The sequence below is a fragment of the Paraburkholderia lycopersici genome (assembly GCF_900096975.1).
GTDB classification, from domain to species: domain Bacteria; phylum Pseudomonadota; class Gammaproteobacteria; order Burkholderiales; family Burkholderiaceae; genus Paraburkholderia; species Paraburkholderia lycopersici.
In genome coordinates, this window is the sequence record NZ_FMYQ01000001.1 from 60,276 (window position 1) to 77,276 (window position 17,001).

Consider the following 17,001-nt stretch of genomic DNA (forward strand, 5'->3'; position numbering starts at 1 on the left):
AGCCAATGCGTGAAGGCCCCGACGCCGTCGCGATACCCGAGCGCCGCGCGCCGCGCCGCCGCTCACAGCGCGCCGCGCTCCCGTGCGGCCACGAGGCTGCGCACGCCTTCGAGCGAATACAGCGCGAGCGCCGCCCAGATCGCGCTGTAGCCCACCGCGCGCACCGCGCCGAACGGCTCGTCGTAGATGAGCACGCCGGTAAGCAGTTGCAGCGTGGGCGTGACGTACTGGATGAGGCCGAGCATCGAGAGCGGAATGCGCCGCGCCGCCGCACCGAACAGCAGCAACGGAATGGCCGTGATTGGCCCGGAGGCGGCGAGCAGCAGTTGCAGCGCGCGCGGGGCATGCGTGAAGTGGCTCTCGCCCGCGAGACCCACGACTATCAGATAAACCATCGCCACGGGAAACAGCAGGACGGTTTCGAGCGCGAGGCCTTCGAGCGCGCCGAGCTGCGCGGTCTTTCGCAAGAGTCCATAGCCGCCGAAGGTCGCGGCGAGCGCGAGGCTGATCCAGGGCGGCGCGCCGTTCTGCCAGGTGAGCCACACGACGCCCGCGGCGGCCAGCGCCACGGCCGCCCACTGCAGCGCACGCAGCCGTTCGCGCAGGAACGCATAGCCGAACAGCACGTTGATGAGCGGATTGATGAAGTAGCCGAGGCTCGCCTCGACGATGTGCCCCGCATTGACGGCCCAGATGTAGATGCCCCAGTTGGCCGAAAGCAGCACGGCGCTCGCGACAAAGCGCCCGAGCAGACGCCGGTCGCGCAGCGTGGGCCCAAGCCAGCGCCAGTGGCGTCGCACGACGAGCACGCCCACCACGAAGACGAGCGACCACGCCATGCGGTGCGCGAGCATTTCGAGCGCGGGAATCTGATGCAGCGTCTTGAAGTAGATGGGAAAGAGCCCCCAGAGAACGAAGGCGGCGAACGCGTAGGAGATGCCGGGATTCATATTGGATTGTGGTTATGGCGGCGCCCCTGCGAAACGCCGCGCCCCGGGCGCGCTGCGACACGAGACATGCAGCTAGCCGCTCGAAATCAATTCGCTCGAAATCAATTGAAAGGCGACGGGAACACGCCCGTTTGCGTTCCAACCCTGCGCCGAGCCGCCGGTTTTGCGACAATAACGGATTTTCGCCGCCCGCCTTGGCCGTTGTCCAGCCTGACGCGCCGCTTACGGCGCGCGTCGCCCGCCCGTTCGAATGGCGGCGAAGCCCCTAACGCTCCATAGAGCCCCGAAACCGGCCTCCTCGCGCGCGATGTCCTTACCCCATATCGATCTGCTGTATTCGCTGTCCGGCCTGTTCGTCGGCTTTCTGGTCGGCCTGACCGGCGTGGGCGGCGGCTCGCTGATGACGCCGATCCTCGTCCTGCTGTTCGGCGTGCATCCGGCCACCGCGGTCGGCACCGACCTGCTCTATGCGGCCGCGACCAAGTCGGCAGGCACGCTCGTACACGGGCTCAAGGGTTCGGTGGACTGGCGCGTGACGTTTCGGCTCGCGGCCGGCAGCGTGCCCGCCGCGACCGTCACGCTGATCCTGCTGCATCGCTACGGCATAGACACGCCGCGCGCGGGGCATCTGATCCAGGCCGTGCTGGGCGCGGCGCTCCTCATCACGGCCGTGGCGCTCACCTTCCGCCCGCAGCTCGCCGCGTTCGCCTCGCGCCACCGCCACGGTCCGGGCGAGGCGCGCACGCTGCTCTTCACGATTCTCACGGGCGCCGTACTCGGCGCGCTCGTTTCGCTCACCTCGGTGGGCGCGGGCGCCATCGGCGTGACCGTGCTGCTGCTGCTCTACCCGGCGCTGCCCACGGTGCGCATCGTCGGCTCCGACGTCGCGCATGCGGTGCCGCTCACGCTGCTCGCGGGCGCCGGTCACTGGCTGCTCGGCTCGATCGACTGGCACATGCTGCTCTCGCTGCTGTGCGGCTCGCTGCCCGGCATCGCGATCGGCAGCCTGCTCTCGTCGAAAGCACCCGAAAAGTTGCTGCGCGTGCTGCTCGCCGCGACGCTCACGCTCGTCGGCGTGCGGCTCGTGCTCGCCTGAGCGCGCCGCGCGGGCAACGGACGCGTTCAGGAGTGCGGCGCCTGGCGGAAGAATTTCCCGTTGAGGTCGACCTCGAACTGGCGCAGCCACTGGCCGCGCGCATCGATCCGGTACGCCTGCGCCCACGCACCACGGCGCACGATCAGCATGTCGCCATGCTCGGGGTCGTTCGGGTCGGCTTCACCGCGAATGTCGAAGTGAAGGGGGGCGAAGCCGTGCCGCGCACAGGCCAGCTCGAACGCCGCGCGATCGACGAGCGGCAAGTCGGTATACGTATGAATGGTCATGGCGATTTCCTGCTTTCCAGCGAAGAGGCCGCGCTCGACCTCGGGAAGGCGCGCGATAACTCACGGTATACCCCCAACGGCGAGAAAACTGTGTGTCAAACGACACGTAAACCACGCACTGCAACATCGCCGGAATCGTATGTCGCCGGCGGGCGAATATATGGCGGGCTGACGCGCCTCGCGCACGAACCGGCGAGTGCATCGAGCGACGGGAAACGGCAAAAAAGACCGCGCACGCCCGGCGGCGCGACGCCAGTCGCGAAGACGCGCAAAAAAAAGCCCCGGCCAATGAAGGCCGGGGCTTTTTGCTGCCTGCCAGTGCGTCCCCGACGGGGGGCGCGCAGCGTTTATTGCTGCATGACCGTCAGCTTGTTCGACACCGATTTCACGCCCGCCACGCCTTGCGCGGCCTGGCCGGCCTTGTCGATCTGCCCCTGATCCGGCACCGTGCCGGTCAGCGTGACCGCACCGCCGCGCGAGCGCACGGTGATGTTCGACACGTCGACGCCCTGCGTCTTCGAGAGCGCCTTGCGCACCGAATAGCCGAGCTTGCGGTCGACCTTCCTGGCCGAAGTAGCCGGAGCGGCCGTGGTAGCAGCGGGCGCGCTCGCCGAATTGTCCTGAGCGTAGGACACCCCGCAAGCCACCGTCAGGCACAGTGCCGCGCCCAGCATCTTCAGAATAGCGACCGATTTCATGTTTTCTCCTTGTGTCTTCGCGTTGTTGCCTGGAATAGGACCGTCTCCCTTGCAGGTCGACGGCTTCGTTACAACTACCGATGGCAGCAACGGCGCGCAACGTGCGCGCAGGCGCCGCCAAGGTCTTGACGCGATACGAGAGGCAAGGATGAAGGAGCGACTATGTCCGCCCGGTAGGGTCTGCGCCCGTTGCTTGTTCGTTATGGCTCGATGCTCGCGCGAGTGCCGCCCCGGGAGGAGCCGATGCGGCTTGCCAGGCGCGGCCGGCGAACCACAATTTAGCCTGGCGGCACCGCAAGCGCAAAGAGTTTAGCGCAGCGGCCCGTGGCGTGCGCGCAGCATGCGCCGCCCCGCATTCGGGCACGCCGCTGCGGCGTCGAATCTCATGTACCATCGGCGCACGGAGCACGCGCGACGCGCGCCCGATCCAGTCCGGACCCACCCACGAACCACCGAGGCCCGCCCCACCCCGATGAAGTCTCGCACCGGCCGCAAATCTCCTCCCCGTCTCGTCGCGCGTTTCGTGGCGATCTCGTGGCGCGACCTGGCAGTCTCGTTCGGCCCCATCCTGCTCATCAGCGTGGCGGCCATCTGGCTCGCGGTGCGCCTCATCCAGCCCGCTCCGCCCAACACGCTCACCATGAGCGCGGGACCCAAGGGCAGCACCTACTGGAACGCCGCGCAGCAGTACAAGGCCATCCTCGCGCGCAACAACATTACGCTGACCGTGCTCGAATCGGAGGGTTCGGCGCAGAACCTGCATCGCCTCGCCGACCCGGACGCGCACGTCGACGTGGCGTTCGTGCAGGACGGCCTCGCGAGCAAGGTGCCCGGCGGCCTCGTTTCGCTCGGCAGCGTGGCCTATGTGCCGCTCGTCGTGTTCTATCACGGCCCCGTCGCCACGCGGCTTTCGCAGTTCGAAGGCCAGCGCGTCGCCATCGGCGCCGAGGGCAGCGGCACGCGCGAACTGGCGCTCACGCTGCTCAAGGCGAACGGCATCGAGCCGGGCGGCCCGACGAAGCTGCTGCCGCTCTCCGGCGACGACGCCGCGCGCGCACTCGTGGAAGGCAAGATCGACGTCGCCATTCTCGCGGGCGACTCCGCGCAGCCGCCCGTGATGGGGCGCCTCATGCGCATGCCGGGCATACGCTTCTTCGACTTCGTCCAGGCCGACGCCTACGCGCGCCGCTTTCCGTACCTCACGGCCATCACGATCCCGATGGGCGCGTTCGACTTCGGGCGCAACCTGCCCGCCGCGCCGCTGCACTTCATCGCGCCCACGGTCGAGCTGGTCGCGCGCGACTCGCTGCATCCGGCGCTCTCCGACCTGCTGATCGAAGCGGCCAAGGAAGTGCACGGCCGCTCGTCGCTCCTGCAGCGCGCGGGCGAGTTCCCGGCGCCGCGCGCCCAGGACTTCCCGATCAGCGACGACGCCGCGCGCTACTACAAGTCGGGCAAGAGCTTCCTCTACCGCGTACTGCCCTTCTGGGTCGCGAGCCTCGCCGACCGGCTCGTCGTGCTGCTCGTGCCGATCATCGTCGTGCTGATTCCAGGTCTGCGGATCGTTCCGTCGCTTTACGCCTGGCGGGTAAAATCGCGCATCTACCGCTGGTATGGCTCGCTCATTTCCCTCGAGCGCGCCGCGCTGGCCGACAACTCGCCGGCCGAGCGCCGCGCGCTCGTGCGCCAGCTCGACGCGATCGAGGAATCGGTGAACGGCATGAAAATGCCGCTCGCCTACGCGGACCAGTTCTACGTGCTGCGCGAGCACATCGGCTTCGTGCGCGAGCGGCTCGCGCTGGCGCGTGAAGCGCCGAGCGGGCAGGATGCCGAAGAGGCAGCCGCGCCCGACAGCGCAAGCGAAGACGCGGGGGCGGCGGGGGCCACGGGCGGGGAAGCGCCCCACGCGGATGAAAACGGCAGCACCAACACCGGCGAGCGCACGCACTAGCGCCGCAGCAAGCAATTTGAACCTGAAGACGGGCCGCTCGAAGAACGGCCCGCATAAAGCGAGAAACGCGGAGGAACAGCATGATCGACGGCATCGACGCCAACCAGCCGGCCTGGTTCTACGACTTCGTGTCGCCGTTCTCGTATCTGTTGCTGGAACAGCACGAGAAGTGGCCCGGCTTCGACTTCGTCCCGACGCCCGTGCTGCTCGCCGAGCTGTATCGCCACTGGGGTCAGCCGCTCAGCGCCCAGATTCCGGCCAAGCGGGTCTTCACCTACCGTCATGCGCTTTTTCGTGCGGAACAGCTCGGTATTCCCTTCAAGATGCCGCCCGCGCATCCGTTCGACTCGATCAAGCCGATGCTGCTCGCCATCGCGGCCGGCGGCGACTTCGCGTGCGTGCGCGAGATTTTCCGCTTCATCTGGCGCGAGGGGCGCGACCCGTCGAGCGAGGAAGGCTTCGAGCAGCTTTGCGAGCGCGTGGGCATTCCGCACGGCGAGTCGCTGATCGAAGAAGAAGCCGTGCGCGCGCAGTTGCGCCGCAACACCAACGACGCCATCGCGATGGGCGTGTTCGGCGTGCCGACGTTCTGGATGAACAGGCAGCTCTTCTGGGGCGAGGACGCCCTGCCGATGGTGCTCTACTGCGCGCGTAGCCCGAACTGGCTCGACTCGCGCGAAGTGAGGCGCATCAGCTCGCTGCCTTCGGGGCTCGCAAAGCCCGTCACGGAGTGACGGGGCGGCAACGGGGCGGCGACAGGCAGGCCCGCGAAGCGCACCCCTGATCCCCGCCATACCGCGCACCCTATGGCGGCGGCGCGCGCGGCGGCTTATGGTTATGGCTGAGTCCGTGCGCGCCCCGCGCGTACGCGCCTTTGCCCGCCACGCCCATGGACGACCACAACGCCCTCACCCTCGACATCTGGCTGGTGCGCGTGCTGCGCACGCTGCTGGTCGAGCGCAGCGTCACGCAGGCCGCGCTGCGCCTGAACCAGACCCAGCCCGCCATCAGCACGGCGCTGCGGCGGCTGCGCGAGATCCTGGGCGACCCGGTCCTCGTGCGCGGCAAGGCCGGCATGGTGCCGACCGAGTATGGCGAGTCGCTGCTGCAACATGCGCAGCGCGTTCTGCGCGAGGTCGAATTCGTGGCCACGCCGCACGGCGACTTCGACCCGGCGCGCTCGAAACGCACGTTCCGCCTCGCCGCCCCCGACTACCTCAACGACTTCTTCATGCCGACGCTCATCGCGCGCTTTCGCGAGACGGCGCCGGCGGCGCGGCTCGAAATCCTCTCGCTCTCGCCCACGCTCGACCACCACGGCGCGCTGGACGCGGGCGAACTCGACATCGTGATCGGCAACTGGCCGAAGCCCGAGGCGCGTTTCGCGCGCAGCGACCTGTTCTCCGACAAGGTCGTCTGCATGATGCGCGCGGATCATCCACTCGCGCGCCGCGAACTCACGCGCGAGGCGTACCTCGCGGCGCCGCATCTCGCGCCCACGCCCTATACGGGCGCACACGCGAACGCGATCGATATCGGCTTCGCGAAGGCGCACGCCGAGCGCCGTATCGTCGCGACGCTACCTTATTTCGGGCTCGTGCCTCAGGTCTTGCTGCAATCGGATTTGATCTTCACGACGACGCAGCGCTTCGCGCAGCATTACGCGAAGCTGCTGCCGATTGCCGTCGTGGAGACGCCGTTCGCGTTTCCGCGGATTCGCTGCTATCAGATGTGGCATCCGCAGCCTGACCGGCCCAGCGATGTGAGCTGGCTGCGCACGTTGATCGACGAGGTGTCGCAAACGCTGACTGCCGAACACGGTACGAAACGTTCGGGCACCGGGACCCGGGCGAAGAAGGCCGCAGGCGCGGGCGGGCATAAAACAGCGGTGCCGCCGGTCGAAGCGGCGTGAACCGCCTACGGGGGCGCAGCAGGCCACTGAGTCAGATCACGCTCCAACGAAACGGGCGCTCAGTTCACCTCGGCGCCCGTTTCGTTGCCCTGAATCGATCCTCAAGCCTGCGCCGGCGCGGCGGTTTCCACGCTCACGGCCTGCGGCACGCGCAGTTGCATCAACTGCGCGGCCACCGCCACCGCGATCGACGAAGGCGCCTTGTCGACGATGCCCGCCACGCCGATCGGGCAAGTCATCTCCGCAAGACGCTCCTTTGCCACGCCGCGCTCCACGAGCTGCCGCTCGAACTTCGCACGCTTCGTTTTCGAGCCGATCAGCCCGAACCACGCGAAATCGCGCCGGCGCATGATGCGCCCGGTCAGCGCGAAATCGAGCGCGTGATTGTGCGTCATTACGATGAAATATGCGCCCGCAGGCGCAGCGTCGACGATCGCGGCTGGCGTGTCCGTCGCCTCGATCTGGACGTTGGCGGGCACCTCGTCGGGGAACAGCTCGTCGCGCTCGTCCACCCACTGCACGACGCACGGCAGCATGCCGAGCAGCGTGACGAGCGCGTGGCCCACGTGGCCCGCGCCGAACAGCACGATGTGCATGGGCCCGTAGTGCGGAACCGGTGTGCCGCGCCGCCCGACGACGACGCGCCCGGTTTCGTCGAGGCGCACGCAATGATTCGGATGCCGATTCATTTCGCGCTCCCCGCGCGCGCCATCGCCCGCACCGCGCGCACACCCTTCAGGATTTCCTCGGCGGTGGCCGGCGCGTTCATCGGCGGATTGAAGCGATAGTCGGCCACGCTCGCCACGGCGTCGCGAATCGCGAAAAACACCGAAAACGGCAGCAAGAGCGGCGGCTCGCCCACGGCCTTCGAGCGATGGATGCTGTCCTCCACGTTGCGGTTCCTGAAGAGGCGCACGTTGAATTCGGCGGGCGTGTCGTTGACGGTCGGGATCTTGTAGGTGGAGGGCGCATGCGTCATGAGCTTGCCGTCCGGCTTCCACCAGAGTTCTTCCGTCGTGAGCCAGCCCATGCCCTGAATGAAGCCGCCTTCGACCTGTCCCACGTCGAGCGCGGGATTCAGCGAGGCGCCCACGTCGTGCAGTGCGTCGGCGCGCAGCACGCGCATTTCGCCCGTGAGCGTGTCGATCACGACTTCCGACACCGCCGCGCCATACGAGTAGTAGTAGAACGGGCGGCCCCGCAGCGTGGCCTGATCCCAGTACAGCTTGGGCGTGGCGTAGAAACCGTCCGACCAGAGTTGCACGCGCGCGAGATAGGCCTGGGTGACCAGCGTCCCGAACGGCACGATCTCTTCGCCCACGATCACGCAGTCGTTGGCAAAACGCACCCCGGCGGCGTTGACTTCGCCCTTGCCGTACACGGTCGCGGCAAGCGCCGCGAGGCGCTCGCGCAGCTGGCGCGCGGCGTCCTGCGCGGCCTTGCCGTTCAGGTCGCTGCCGGTCGATGCCGCCGTGGCCGAGGTGTTCGCGACCTTGCTCGTGTCGGTGGCCGTCACGCGCACGCGGCCGAAGTCGATGCCGAGCTCGTGCGCCACGACTTGCGCGACCTTCGTGTTGAGGCCCTGGCCCATCTCGGTGCCGCCGTGGTTCACGAGCACCGAGCCATCGGTATAGATGTGGACGAGCGCGCCCGCCTGGTTGAAATGCGTGACGTTGAACGCAATGCCGAACTTGACCGGCGTGAGCGCAATGCCCTTTCTGAGTACTTCGTTCTTCGAATTGAATTCGCGGATCGCGGCGCGCCGCGCGCGGTAGCCGCTCGTCTCCACGAGCTCGTCGATCAGCTCGTGAATGACGTTGTCCTCGATCATCTGGCCGTAGGGCGTCTCGTTGTTGTGCGTCTTGCCATAGAGATTGCGACGGCGCACGTCTAGCGAATCGAGGCCGAGCGAGCGCGCCACGTCGTCCATGATGTACTCGATCGCGAACGCGCCCTGCGGGCCGCCGAAGCCGCGAAACGCCGTGTTCGACTGCGTGTTGGTCTTGCCGCAGAAGCCGGAGATCGAAACATCGGGCAGCCAGTACGCGTTGTCGAAGTGGCAGACGGCGCGCGTCATCACCGGCCCCGAGAGGTCCGCGGAAAAGCCGCAGCGCGAGGTCATGTCGACCGAGACGCCTTCGATCGTGCCGTCGTCGTCGTAGCCCACTTCATATGTGTAATGGAAGTCGTGGCGCTTGCCGGTGACCATCATGTCGTCGTCGCGGTCGGGGCGCAGCTTCACGGGGCACAGGAGCTTCCATGCGGCGAGCGCGGCGCAGCACGCAAAGAGCCCCGACTGCGATTCCTTGCCGCCGAAGCCGCCGCCCATGCGCCGGCATTCGACGAGCACGTTGTGCGAAGCGACGCCGAGCACGTGCGCGACGAGGTGCTGCATTTCGCTCGGGTGCTGCGTGGAGCACCACACGTGCATGCCGTCGTCGTCCTTCGGTACCGCGTAGGCGATCTGGCCTTCCAGGTAGAACTGCTCCTGGCCCCCCAGCGTCATCTCGCCCTCATGACGATACGGCGCGCGCGCGGCGCGCGTGGACGCCTCGCCGCGCGCGAGCTTCATGGGCGGCAGCACCGACTGCCGGGCGGCGCGCGCCTGCTGCGCCGTGAGCACGGCGGGCAGTTCCTCGTACTGCACGTCGGCGCGGCGCGCGGCAAGACGCGCCGCGTCATGCGAAGTCGCCACCACGATGAACATGGGCTGGCCCACATACTGCACGAGGCCGTCGGCGAGCACCGGATCGTCGTGGATGATCGGACCGCAGTCGTTCACGCCCGGAATGTCCCCGGCGGTGAGCACGGCCACGACGCCCGGCGTGGCGCGCACCTTCGCGAGATCCATCGCGACGATGCGCGCGTGCGCCTTCTGCGAAAGCCCGAGCGCCGCGTGCAGCGTGCCCGCCACGACGGGAATGTCGTCGGTGTAGGTGGCGCGTCCGCTCACGTGCAGATGCGCCGATTCGTGCGGACGCGATACATGCACCTGCGCAAAGGGCTCGCGCGCCTTCAGTTCGTCGAGGAACGGTTCGGCTTGCTGGTTCATTGCTTCGTTCTCCGTATGTCTCTTCCGTTTCCCGACTGTCTCAAGCGGTTTCCGCGGCCACGTTGCGCACGTTGAGCGCCTGCGGCGCGAGCGGATTGTGCGCACGCGTTTCGAGCCAGAAACGGTACAGCGTGTTCTTCGCGGCTTCGAGGCGGTAGTCGCTCGTCGCACGCATGTCGGATAGCGGCGCGTAGTCGTTGCCGAGCGCGATCATCGCCGCCTGCGCCGTGGCTTCGTGCCATTGCGCGTCGGCGAGCACGCCTTCGGCGTGGGTCGCGCGCTTCGGCGTGGCGGCCATGCCGCCGAACGCGATGCGCGGCTCGCGAATCACGTCGCCGTCGGCGATATAGGCGAAGGCGGCGCACACGGCCGAGATGTCCGAGTCGAAGCGCTTCGAAATCTTGTACGTGCGAAAACGCAGATTCGCGCGCGTGCCCACGCGCGTGGGCACCTTGAGCGCGAGCACGAATTCGTGCTCGGCCATGTCCTTCTTCTGGTACGCGAGGTAGAGGTCTTCGAGCGGCATCTCGCGCTCGGTCTCGCCGCCGCGCAGCACCACGCGCGCGCCGAGCGCGATCAGCCCCGGCATCGAGTCGCCGATGGGCGAGCCGTTCGCCACGTTGCCGCCTATCGTGCCCGCGTTGCGGATGGGCAGCGAGGCGAAGCGCCGCCACATCTCTTCGAGTTCCGGGTAGTGCTTCGCGAGTTCGGCATACGCGCGCTCGACCGTAACGGCCGCGCCGATCGCGATCCATGCGTCGCTCACGTCGATATTGCGCATTGCGTCGATCTGGCCCACGTAGACGATGTCGCCAGGCTCGCGCATCTGCTTGGTGACCCACAGGCCGATGTCGGTGCTGCCCGCGAGAATGCGCGTGTCCGGGCGCGCGGCCTTGATCGCGGCGAGCGCCTCGACGGTGCGCGGCGCGTCGTAACGCTGGCCGCGATACTCGTAGTGGAAGGTGTCCTTGCGCTCGAGCGTGGCGAGCGTTTGCGCGAGCGCGTGTACGTCGATGGGCTGCTTCGGCGCGTCGGCCTTGAACATCTGCCCGGCGGCGTCGAGGATCGGCCGGTAGCCCGTGCAGCGGCACAGGTTCCCCGTGAGCGCGTTGGCGATTTCGTCGCGCGACGGCACGCTGCGGACGCCCTTCCCCGCGCAAGCTCGCCCGGCATGCTCGTGGCCGTGCTTCTCGTAAAGCGCCCACATCGACATGACGAAACCGGGCGTGCAGAAGCCGCATTGCGAGCCGTGGCAATCGACCATGGCTTGCTGCACGGGGTGCAGCGAGCCGTCGGGCTGGCGCAGGTCTTCGACGGTGAAGAGCGCCTTGCCGTCGAGCGTCGGCAGGAACTGGATGCAGGCATTGACGGCCTTGAAGCTCACGCCGCCCGCCTCGGTGCGCTCGCCCACCACGACCGTGCAGGCGCCGCAGTCGCCTTCGGCGCAGCCTTCCTTGGTGCCGGTGCAGCGCGCGTCTTCGCGCAGGTACTGGAGGACGGTGCGGGTCACGCCCGCGTCGCTGACTTCGCGGATCGCGTTGCGATGGTAAAAGCGGATCGGCTGGCTCATGATGTCTGGCTCGTCGTGGATGCGGCTCGCGAAAGGCGTGTGCCGCGCTCGGGTGGACGGTTTGAAAGCTATCACCGCCAATATTGGCAACCCATAGGCGCAGGAGCATGGGGGATATATCGCCAGATCGATAGATCGGCGTGCTGCGGTGCGGCCGCGCTTATGTCGGGATGTCTCGATCGCGCGATTCCATTCGCTATCCGTGAGATTGCGACATCTCCGTATGGCGATTCGCAGGTTAAAAGGCGGACGACGCAGCACGGACGTTCGCGCGGAATCGCGGTTCGCCATGCAAATGCCCCCAATATCCAGCAATTGCCGCGATTTCCCGCGTTGATGGCATGTCGCCACCAGCCCCGGCCCGAGCGCGAAAAGCAGCGCGTCCACTCATCGGAACTGCTTTTCAGTTTCTGCGTAAGAACCGGTTCCATGGGACAATTGCGCCTTTTCCGCCGTCATCCATCCGCGTTTTCCCCATGTCCGCTGACTTGGCGCCTCCGCGCAACGCCGCATCGACGACCCTGCAGATCATTCCGGTCGTCTTTTTCACCTTCCTCTGCTATCTGACGATCGGCGTTCCGCTCGCCGTGCTGCCGGGGTACGTGCACAACGACCTCGGTTTCAGCACCGTGGTCGCGGGCGCGGCGATCAGCGTGCAATACATCGCCACGCTCTGTTCGCGCGCGCTCGCGGGGCGTTCGGCGGACACGCTCGGCCCCAAGAAAACCGTGACCATCGGCTTGACGATCTGCGGCGCGAGCGGCGTGCTGCTGCTGCTCGGCACGCTCGTCGATCACTGGCCTGGCCTCTCGCTCTCGCTGCTGGTGGTGAGCCGCCTCCTGCTCGGCTGCGGCGAAAGCCTGTGCGGCACGGGCGCGATTCTCTGGGGCATCGGCCGCGTGGGCACCTCGCACAACGCCAAGGTGATCTCGTGGAACGGCATCGCCACTTACGGCGCGCTCGCGATCGGCGCGCCGCTCGGCGTGGAGATGGCGCATTACCTCGGCTTCTGGATGCTGGGCGTTTCGGTGATCGCGCTGGCCGCGCTCGGATTCTGGCTCGCGCGCCCGATCGCGCCGGTGCCGGTCGTGCACGGCGAGCGCATGTCGTACCGCAGCGTGTTCATGCGCGTGCTGCCGCACGGTCTCGGCCTCGCGCTAGGCTCGGCGGGCTTCGGCTCCATCGCCACGTTCATCACGCTGTTCTACGCGGCGCGCCACTGGCCCAACGCGGCCTTCACGCTCACGCTGTTCGGCCTGATGTTCATCGGCGCGCGGCTGCTGTTCGCGAACACCATCAAGCGCTTCGGCGGCTTTCGCGTGGCCATCGTTTCGTTCTCGTTCGAGTGCGCGGGCCTGCTGCTGCTGTGGCTCGCCCCGACGCCGCAAGTCGCGCTCGCGGGCGCGGCGCTCACGGGGTTCGGCTTCGCGCTCGTGTTCCCGGCGCTCGGCGTCGAGGCGGTCGGCCTCGTGCCGCCCGCAAGCCGCGGCGCGGCGCTCTCGGCCTACTCGGTGTTCCTCGATCTCTCGCTCGGCATTACCGGCCCGCTCGCGGGCTACGTCGCGAATCTGTTCGGGTATGGATCGGTGTTTCTGTTCGCGGCGATCGCGGCCGCCGCCGCCGTGGCGCTGTCCGTTTCGCTCCATCGCAAGAGCGTGCGCTCGCATGCGGCGCAAAGCGCAAGCACGGCCTCCACGCAAACGGCCGAATAAAAAACCGCACCCGGCATACCCCGCCGGATGCGGCCCGGACTTCGAGCGCCGGGATGCGGCCTCCCCCGACTTCCCTTCCTGACGCGTTCGGAACGAGGCTTTCGCTGGTCGCCGCGTAATAGCGCCGCAGCGGATGAAGAGCGGGAAAGCGATGTACTCAGGTCGGGTTCCCAGGTCGGGCGCCATGCTCGCGAACAGGGCAATTGCGGGTTGCGACTTCAGCAATTCGACGATCATTCTGGTCTGACGATTTACGTTTTAGTCAGATCGGAAACCGGCTCGAAAATGAGCCCGAATGCACATTAAAAAACATGCACGGCCAATGCGCTTCTTTATTCATCCAATTCGCAGCATTGCTTTCGTGCAGCAACAAAATCACCATGCGCGCTCATGCGCGACGTATGCAGTCCCGACGGATTCGCAGACCGCGGCGACTCGCAACCTGCTGAAAACGGGCGCGGTTCATGACAAACCCTGAGACACGCAACGGATTCGATTTCCGCAATCCGTGATACACCGGTTTGAATGCAAAAAAGGCAGCGCAATATTTCGTCATTCAATTCTCATGCCGGATGAGTATTGAATATTTTACAAAAGAGAAATGCTGCCTCCCGACAAGATAGGCATTGTAATTGTCAACCACCGTCAATATTATTTTTGTCAGATTATCGACGCCGTGATTCGCTGCGCATTTCACTTCGTTTCTCTCGTCTTCGGCAGTTGCAGTGTCCCTCAACCGGTCCATGCATTGAGCATGCGGGGTTAGACATGAACCAGATACACGCCATGCGCGTCTTCGTCAGGGTTGCGGAAACACAGAGCTTTCGTCGCGCGGCACAGCAACTCGACGTGTCCAACGCACTCGTCACGCGCTCGGTTGCGATGCTCGAGGCCCACCTGAACACGCGTCTCATCAACCGCACCACGCGTAATCTCGCGCTCACCGAGGCGGGCCTGCGTTATCTGGAAGGCTGCCGCTGCGTGCTCGAAGAACTCGATCATCTGGAGAGCAGCGTCACGCATACGGAAAGCGAGCCGAGCGGCACGCTGCGCGTGGTGGCCACGGGCGCGCTGTCGCCCGCCTCGCTCACGCCGCTCATCGACGGCTACCGGCGCCTTTATCCACGCGTGAGCGTGCGCCTCACGCTTGCCGAGCGGCACGTCGATTTCGTGGAAGACGGCTTCGACGTGGGTATCGTCGGCGCCGTGCCCGCGCGCAACGGCGAGTTCGTGGCGCACGCGCTCGGCACCACGACCTTCGTGCCCTGCGCCTCACCCGGATGGCTCGCCGAGCATGGCGAGCCGCACACGCCCGCGCAGCTCGCGCACTATGCGGCGGTCGCGCTGCCGCCCGAGGCACGCAGCGCGACGTGGCAGTTCGCACGGCCCGGCGAGCGCGCGCAACACGTCACGCTGCAACCGGGCTACGCCGTCAACAACATGCTGATGGTGCGGCTCGCGGCGCTGGCCGGCATGGGCGTGGCGATCGTGCCCGCATCGCTCGTGGCCGACGACTTCGCCGCCGGCACGTTGCGCAGGCTCCTGCCCGACTATGAGATCGACGATCCCGATGCGCGCATGTCGATCGTCTATCCGAGCCGCCGGTATCTGCCCGCAAAGACGCGCTGCTTCGTCGACTACACGGTGGTGCATTTCGAAAATGCGGGCGACGCACGCGCCGCGGCGAATCCGACGTCGCCGTCGGCCAGCGCGTCCATCCGGCCGCTGAACGTCGTCACGGGCAGCGCCGCCCTGCGCGCGATGAGCGGGAGTTGAACCGCGGCCGCGCCGCAGCCGCACGGCAAGCGCCCGACGGCTAGCGAAGGTGCGGTACGCGCATCAGAACCGGGGCACGCCGCCGTCGAGCGAGCCGAACACGCCCATGTCTGCGGCGCCGCATAGCTCGCGCAGCAGCACCGCTTCGCGTTCGTGTACTTCCACCGGCAGCCACGACGCTCCCGCCCAGGCGAGGTAGCGTGCGCGATGCTGGCCGTTGCGAAACGCAACCACGCCTTCGTGCGCGAGACCGAGCCACCCTGCGAGCCCCGCCGCGCGACGTTTGCAAATCGTCACGTAGGGCATTTGCGGCACGCGCTCGTTGTCGGGGTCGAGAAATTCGCGAATGCCGCGCACCTTGCCGCTATGCCAGTCGTCGACGGGCTTGAGCACGTAATCGGTGTCGTCGCGGTCGGCACAGACAAGCAGCTTGTGCAGATCGACGATCACGACTTCATGGCGCGTGCCGTCGGTGGTGAATACGCGCTTCAGGCGCACGTGATCGTAGGTGTCGTGACCGGTCAACGGAATGGTCCACAAGGGTCCAGAGGCAGGAGACGGCGAGGAATCCCAAACGGATTTGAGGCTGGACATGGACATCGATTGCATGCGTGCGGGGGTGGAAACGCGATTCACGAAATTGAAACCGGCCTAAGCTACGGACGGACCATGAAATTTTTATGACGAATGCAGGCCGCATCGAGGAGACGCACATGACCATCGAAATCTTTGGCGAGCACGTGCGCATCGAAGCGCAAGAACATGTAGCAACTATCGTGCTCGACCGGCCGGCACGGCGCAATGCCATCGACAGGCCCACGGCGAATGCGCTCGTTGCAGCCTTTACGCGCTTCGAAAGCCATTCCGCATGGCTCGCGGGCGTGCTGTACGGCGCGGGCGGGACGTTCTGCGCGGGCGCGGACCTCGCGGCGCTCGCCGACCCCGAACGGCGCAACGAGATCCACGCCGACGGCAGCGGCCCAGGTCCGCTCGGTCCCACGCGCATGACGCCCGGCAAGCCCATGATCGCGGCGGTGTCGGGCCATGCCGTTGCGGGCGGGCTCGAACTGGCTTTGCTCTGCGATATGCGCGTGGTCGAGGAAGATGCGGTGCTCGGCGTGTTCTGCCGGCGCGTGGGCGTACCGCTCATCGACGGCGGCACGATTCGCCTGCCGCGGCTGATCGGTCTGTCGCGCGCGCTCGATCTGATTCTCACGGGGCGCGCTGTCGATGCGCAGGAAGCGCTCGCATTCGGCCTCGCGAATCGCGTGGTCGGCAGGGGCAAGGCGCGCGAGGCGGCCGAAGCGCTCGCCGCACAACTGGCCGCGCTGCCGCAGGCCGCGCTGCTCGCGGACCGCCGCTCCGCACTGGAAAACAGCGTGCTGCCCGATATCGCCGATGCGCTGCGCCGCGAAGGGGCGCTCGGCTATCGCGCGGTGTTCGACGAAGGGCTCGCGCACGCCGCGCGCTTCGCGGCAGGCGAGGGCCGTCATGGCGAACCGTTGGACCCTTGAAATCCTTCAACGGTTAGTCAGCCGGGCGAAACGCGCGTACCAGCCGGCTGTCAAGCCGGCGCGCTCGCAACGAACTCGCGGCACGCGCGCACGATCCGCCCCATTGAAATTGATCCGCGCCGCCGCCCTCATCGACGGCGAGGACTTCGTGCGCAGCCGCGCGTACTTCGAGGTCGCGCTCGGCTACACGGGCCCTTCGAACTACTACGGATCGACGGTCGCGCACGGCCTTATCGCGCCCGACGATGGCCGGGCGCGCGAGCTGGCAAAGCCTCGGCATCAAGTCAGGTTGCTCGCGTCGAAATTCGCGAGGGCATTCAACATTGGCCAAAGAGCGACGCGGCGTACGCGAAACTGTTGCTTTCCGGCAGCGCACGAAAAGCGTGCCGCATGCGTTGCGTCAGGTTTCAGTACAATTCCGCGTTGACTTAAGACTTAATAACAATGACCGCGTGCGTGCACCGGTCGCCCTCCTGCGCCAGC

The 17,001-nt window shown here is 66.9% G+C and carries 16 protein-coding genes; 9 read left to right on the top strand and 7 right to left on the bottom strand.

The window, feature by feature from the left end; all coding sequences use genetic code 11:
* Positions 1-62: 62 nt before the first annotated feature.
* Positions 63-950: an EamA family transporter RarD gene (gene rarD, locus BLU17_RS00225; protein WP_091992935.1), complete on the bottom strand. Its 888-nt coding sequence runs from the start codon at positions 948-950 to the stop codon at positions 63-65.
* A gap of 307 nt (positions 951-1,257) precedes the next feature.
* On the opposite strand from rarD, the gene BLU17_RS00230 reads away from it, so the two are divergent.
* A complete protein-coding gene (locus tag BLU17_RS00230) occupies positions 1,258-2,046 on the top strand; it encodes a sulfite exporter TauE/SafE family protein (protein ID WP_091992937.1) in 789 nt (262 codons plus the stop codon).
* Positions 2,047-2,072: 26 nt separating this feature from the next.
* Here the strand turns inward: BLU17_RS00230 and BLU17_RS00235 are convergent, their stop codons facing one another.
* On the bottom strand, positions 2,073-2,333 hold the full coding sequence (locus BLU17_RS00235) for a hypothetical protein (RefSeq protein WP_091992939.1): 261 nt from the start codon (positions 2,331-2,333) through the stop codon (positions 2,073-2,075).
* Positions 2,334-2,680: 347 nt separating this feature from the next.
* Entirely contained in the window at positions 2,681-3,031 is a 351-nt protein-coding gene (locus tag BLU17_RS00240; protein WP_091992941.1) for a BON domain-containing protein, read from the bottom strand.
* A 472-nt stretch (positions 3,032-3,503) separates the two neighbouring features.
* Here BLU17_RS00240 and BLU17_RS00245 point away from each other — a divergent pair, with 472 nt between their 5' ends.
* The 3 genes from BLU17_RS00245 (at position 3,504) to BLU17_RS00255 (ending at position 6,894) form a co-directional block, all read left to right on the top strand.
* Positions 3,504-4,982 (top strand): TAXI family TRAP transporter solute-binding subunit, encoded by a 1,479-nt coding sequence (locus BLU17_RS00245; RefSeq protein WP_091992944.1) that lies wholly within the window; start codon positions 3,504-3,506, stop codon positions 4,980-4,982.
* Between the two features lie 80 nt (positions 4,983-5,062).
* Complete coding sequence (locus BLU17_RS00250) at positions 5,063-5,716, top strand: 2-hydroxychromene-2-carboxylate isomerase (protein ID WP_091992947.1); 654 nt, start codon at positions 5,063-5,065, stop codon at positions 5,714-5,716.
* Positions 5,717-5,871: 155 nt separating this feature from the next.
* On the top strand, positions 5,872-6,894 hold the full coding sequence (locus BLU17_RS00255; RefSeq protein ID WP_091992950.1) for a LysR family transcriptional regulator: 1,023 nt from the start codon (positions 5,872-5,874) through the stop codon (positions 6,892-6,894).
* 101 nt (positions 6,895-6,995) lie between these two features.
* Here BLU17_RS00255 and xdhC read toward each other — a convergent pair whose 3' ends face one another.
* Genes xdhC through xdhA form a run of 3 tightly spaced genes read right to left on the bottom strand, consistent with a single transcriptional unit; the run spans position 6,996 to position 11,516 of the window.
* Entirely contained in the window at positions 6,996-7,583 is a 588-nt protein-coding gene (gene xdhC, locus BLU17_RS00260) for a xanthine dehydrogenase accessory protein XdhC (RefSeq protein WP_091992953.1), read from the bottom strand.
* On the bottom strand, positions 7,580-9,946 hold the full coding sequence (xdhB, locus tag BLU17_RS00265) for a xanthine dehydrogenase molybdopterin binding subunit (protein ID WP_091992955.1): 2,367 nt from the start codon (positions 9,944-9,946) through the stop codon (positions 7,580-7,582). The genes xdhC and xdhB overlap by 4 nt, the downstream gene beginning before the upstream one ends.
* 40 nt (positions 9,947-9,986) lie before the next feature.
* Complete coding sequence (gene xdhA / locus BLU17_RS00270; protein WP_091992958.1) at positions 9,987-11,516, bottom strand: xanthine dehydrogenase small subunit; 1,530 nt, start codon at positions 11,514-11,516, stop codon at positions 9,987-9,989.
* Positions 11,517-11,992: 476 nt separating this feature from the next.
* Here xdhA and BLU17_RS00275 point away from each other — a divergent pair, with 476 nt between their 5' ends.
* From BLU17_RS00275 to BLU17_RS00280, 3 genes are all read left to right on the top strand, one after another.
* Positions 11,993-13,228: an MFS transporter gene (locus BLU17_RS00275; RefSeq protein ID WP_091992960.1), complete on the top strand. Its 1,236-nt coding sequence runs from the start codon at positions 11,993-11,995 to the stop codon at positions 13,226-13,228.
* Positions 13,229-13,523: 295 nt separating this feature from the next.
* On the top strand, positions 13,524-13,706 hold the full coding sequence (locus BLU17_RS32975) for a hypothetical protein (RefSeq protein WP_176928873.1): 183 nt from the start codon (positions 13,524-13,526) through the stop codon (positions 13,704-13,706).
* Positions 13,707-13,996: 290 nt separating this feature from the next.
* Positions 13,997-15,004, top strand: coding sequence for a LysR family transcriptional regulator (locus BLU17_RS00280; protein ID WP_091992962.1), 1,008 nt, complete (start codon positions 13,997-13,999; stop codon positions 15,002-15,004).
* A gap of 63 nt (positions 15,005-15,067) precedes the next feature.
* Here BLU17_RS00280 and BLU17_RS00285 read toward each other — a convergent pair whose 3' ends face one another.
* A complete protein-coding gene (locus tag BLU17_RS00285; protein WP_091992965.1) occupies positions 15,068-15,598 on the bottom strand; it encodes a plasmid fertility inhibition factor family protein in 531 nt (176 codons plus the stop codon).
* A gap of 119 nt (positions 15,599-15,717) precedes the next feature.
* On the opposite strand from BLU17_RS00285, the gene BLU17_RS00290 reads away from it, so the two are divergent.
* Both BLU17_RS00290 and BLU17_RS00295 read left to right on the top strand, forming a co-directional pair.
* Complete coding sequence (locus BLU17_RS00290; protein ID WP_091994126.1) at positions 15,718-16,518, top strand: crotonase/enoyl-CoA hydratase family protein; 801 nt, start codon at positions 15,718-15,720, stop codon at positions 16,516-16,518.
* Entirely contained in the window at positions 16,496-16,945 is a 450-nt protein-coding gene (locus BLU17_RS00295) for a hypothetical protein (protein WP_143189147.1), read from the top strand. Before BLU17_RS00290 ends, BLU17_RS00295 begins: the two co-directional genes overlap by 23 nt.
* The last annotated feature ends 56 nt before the right edge of the window (positions 16,946-17,001 follow it).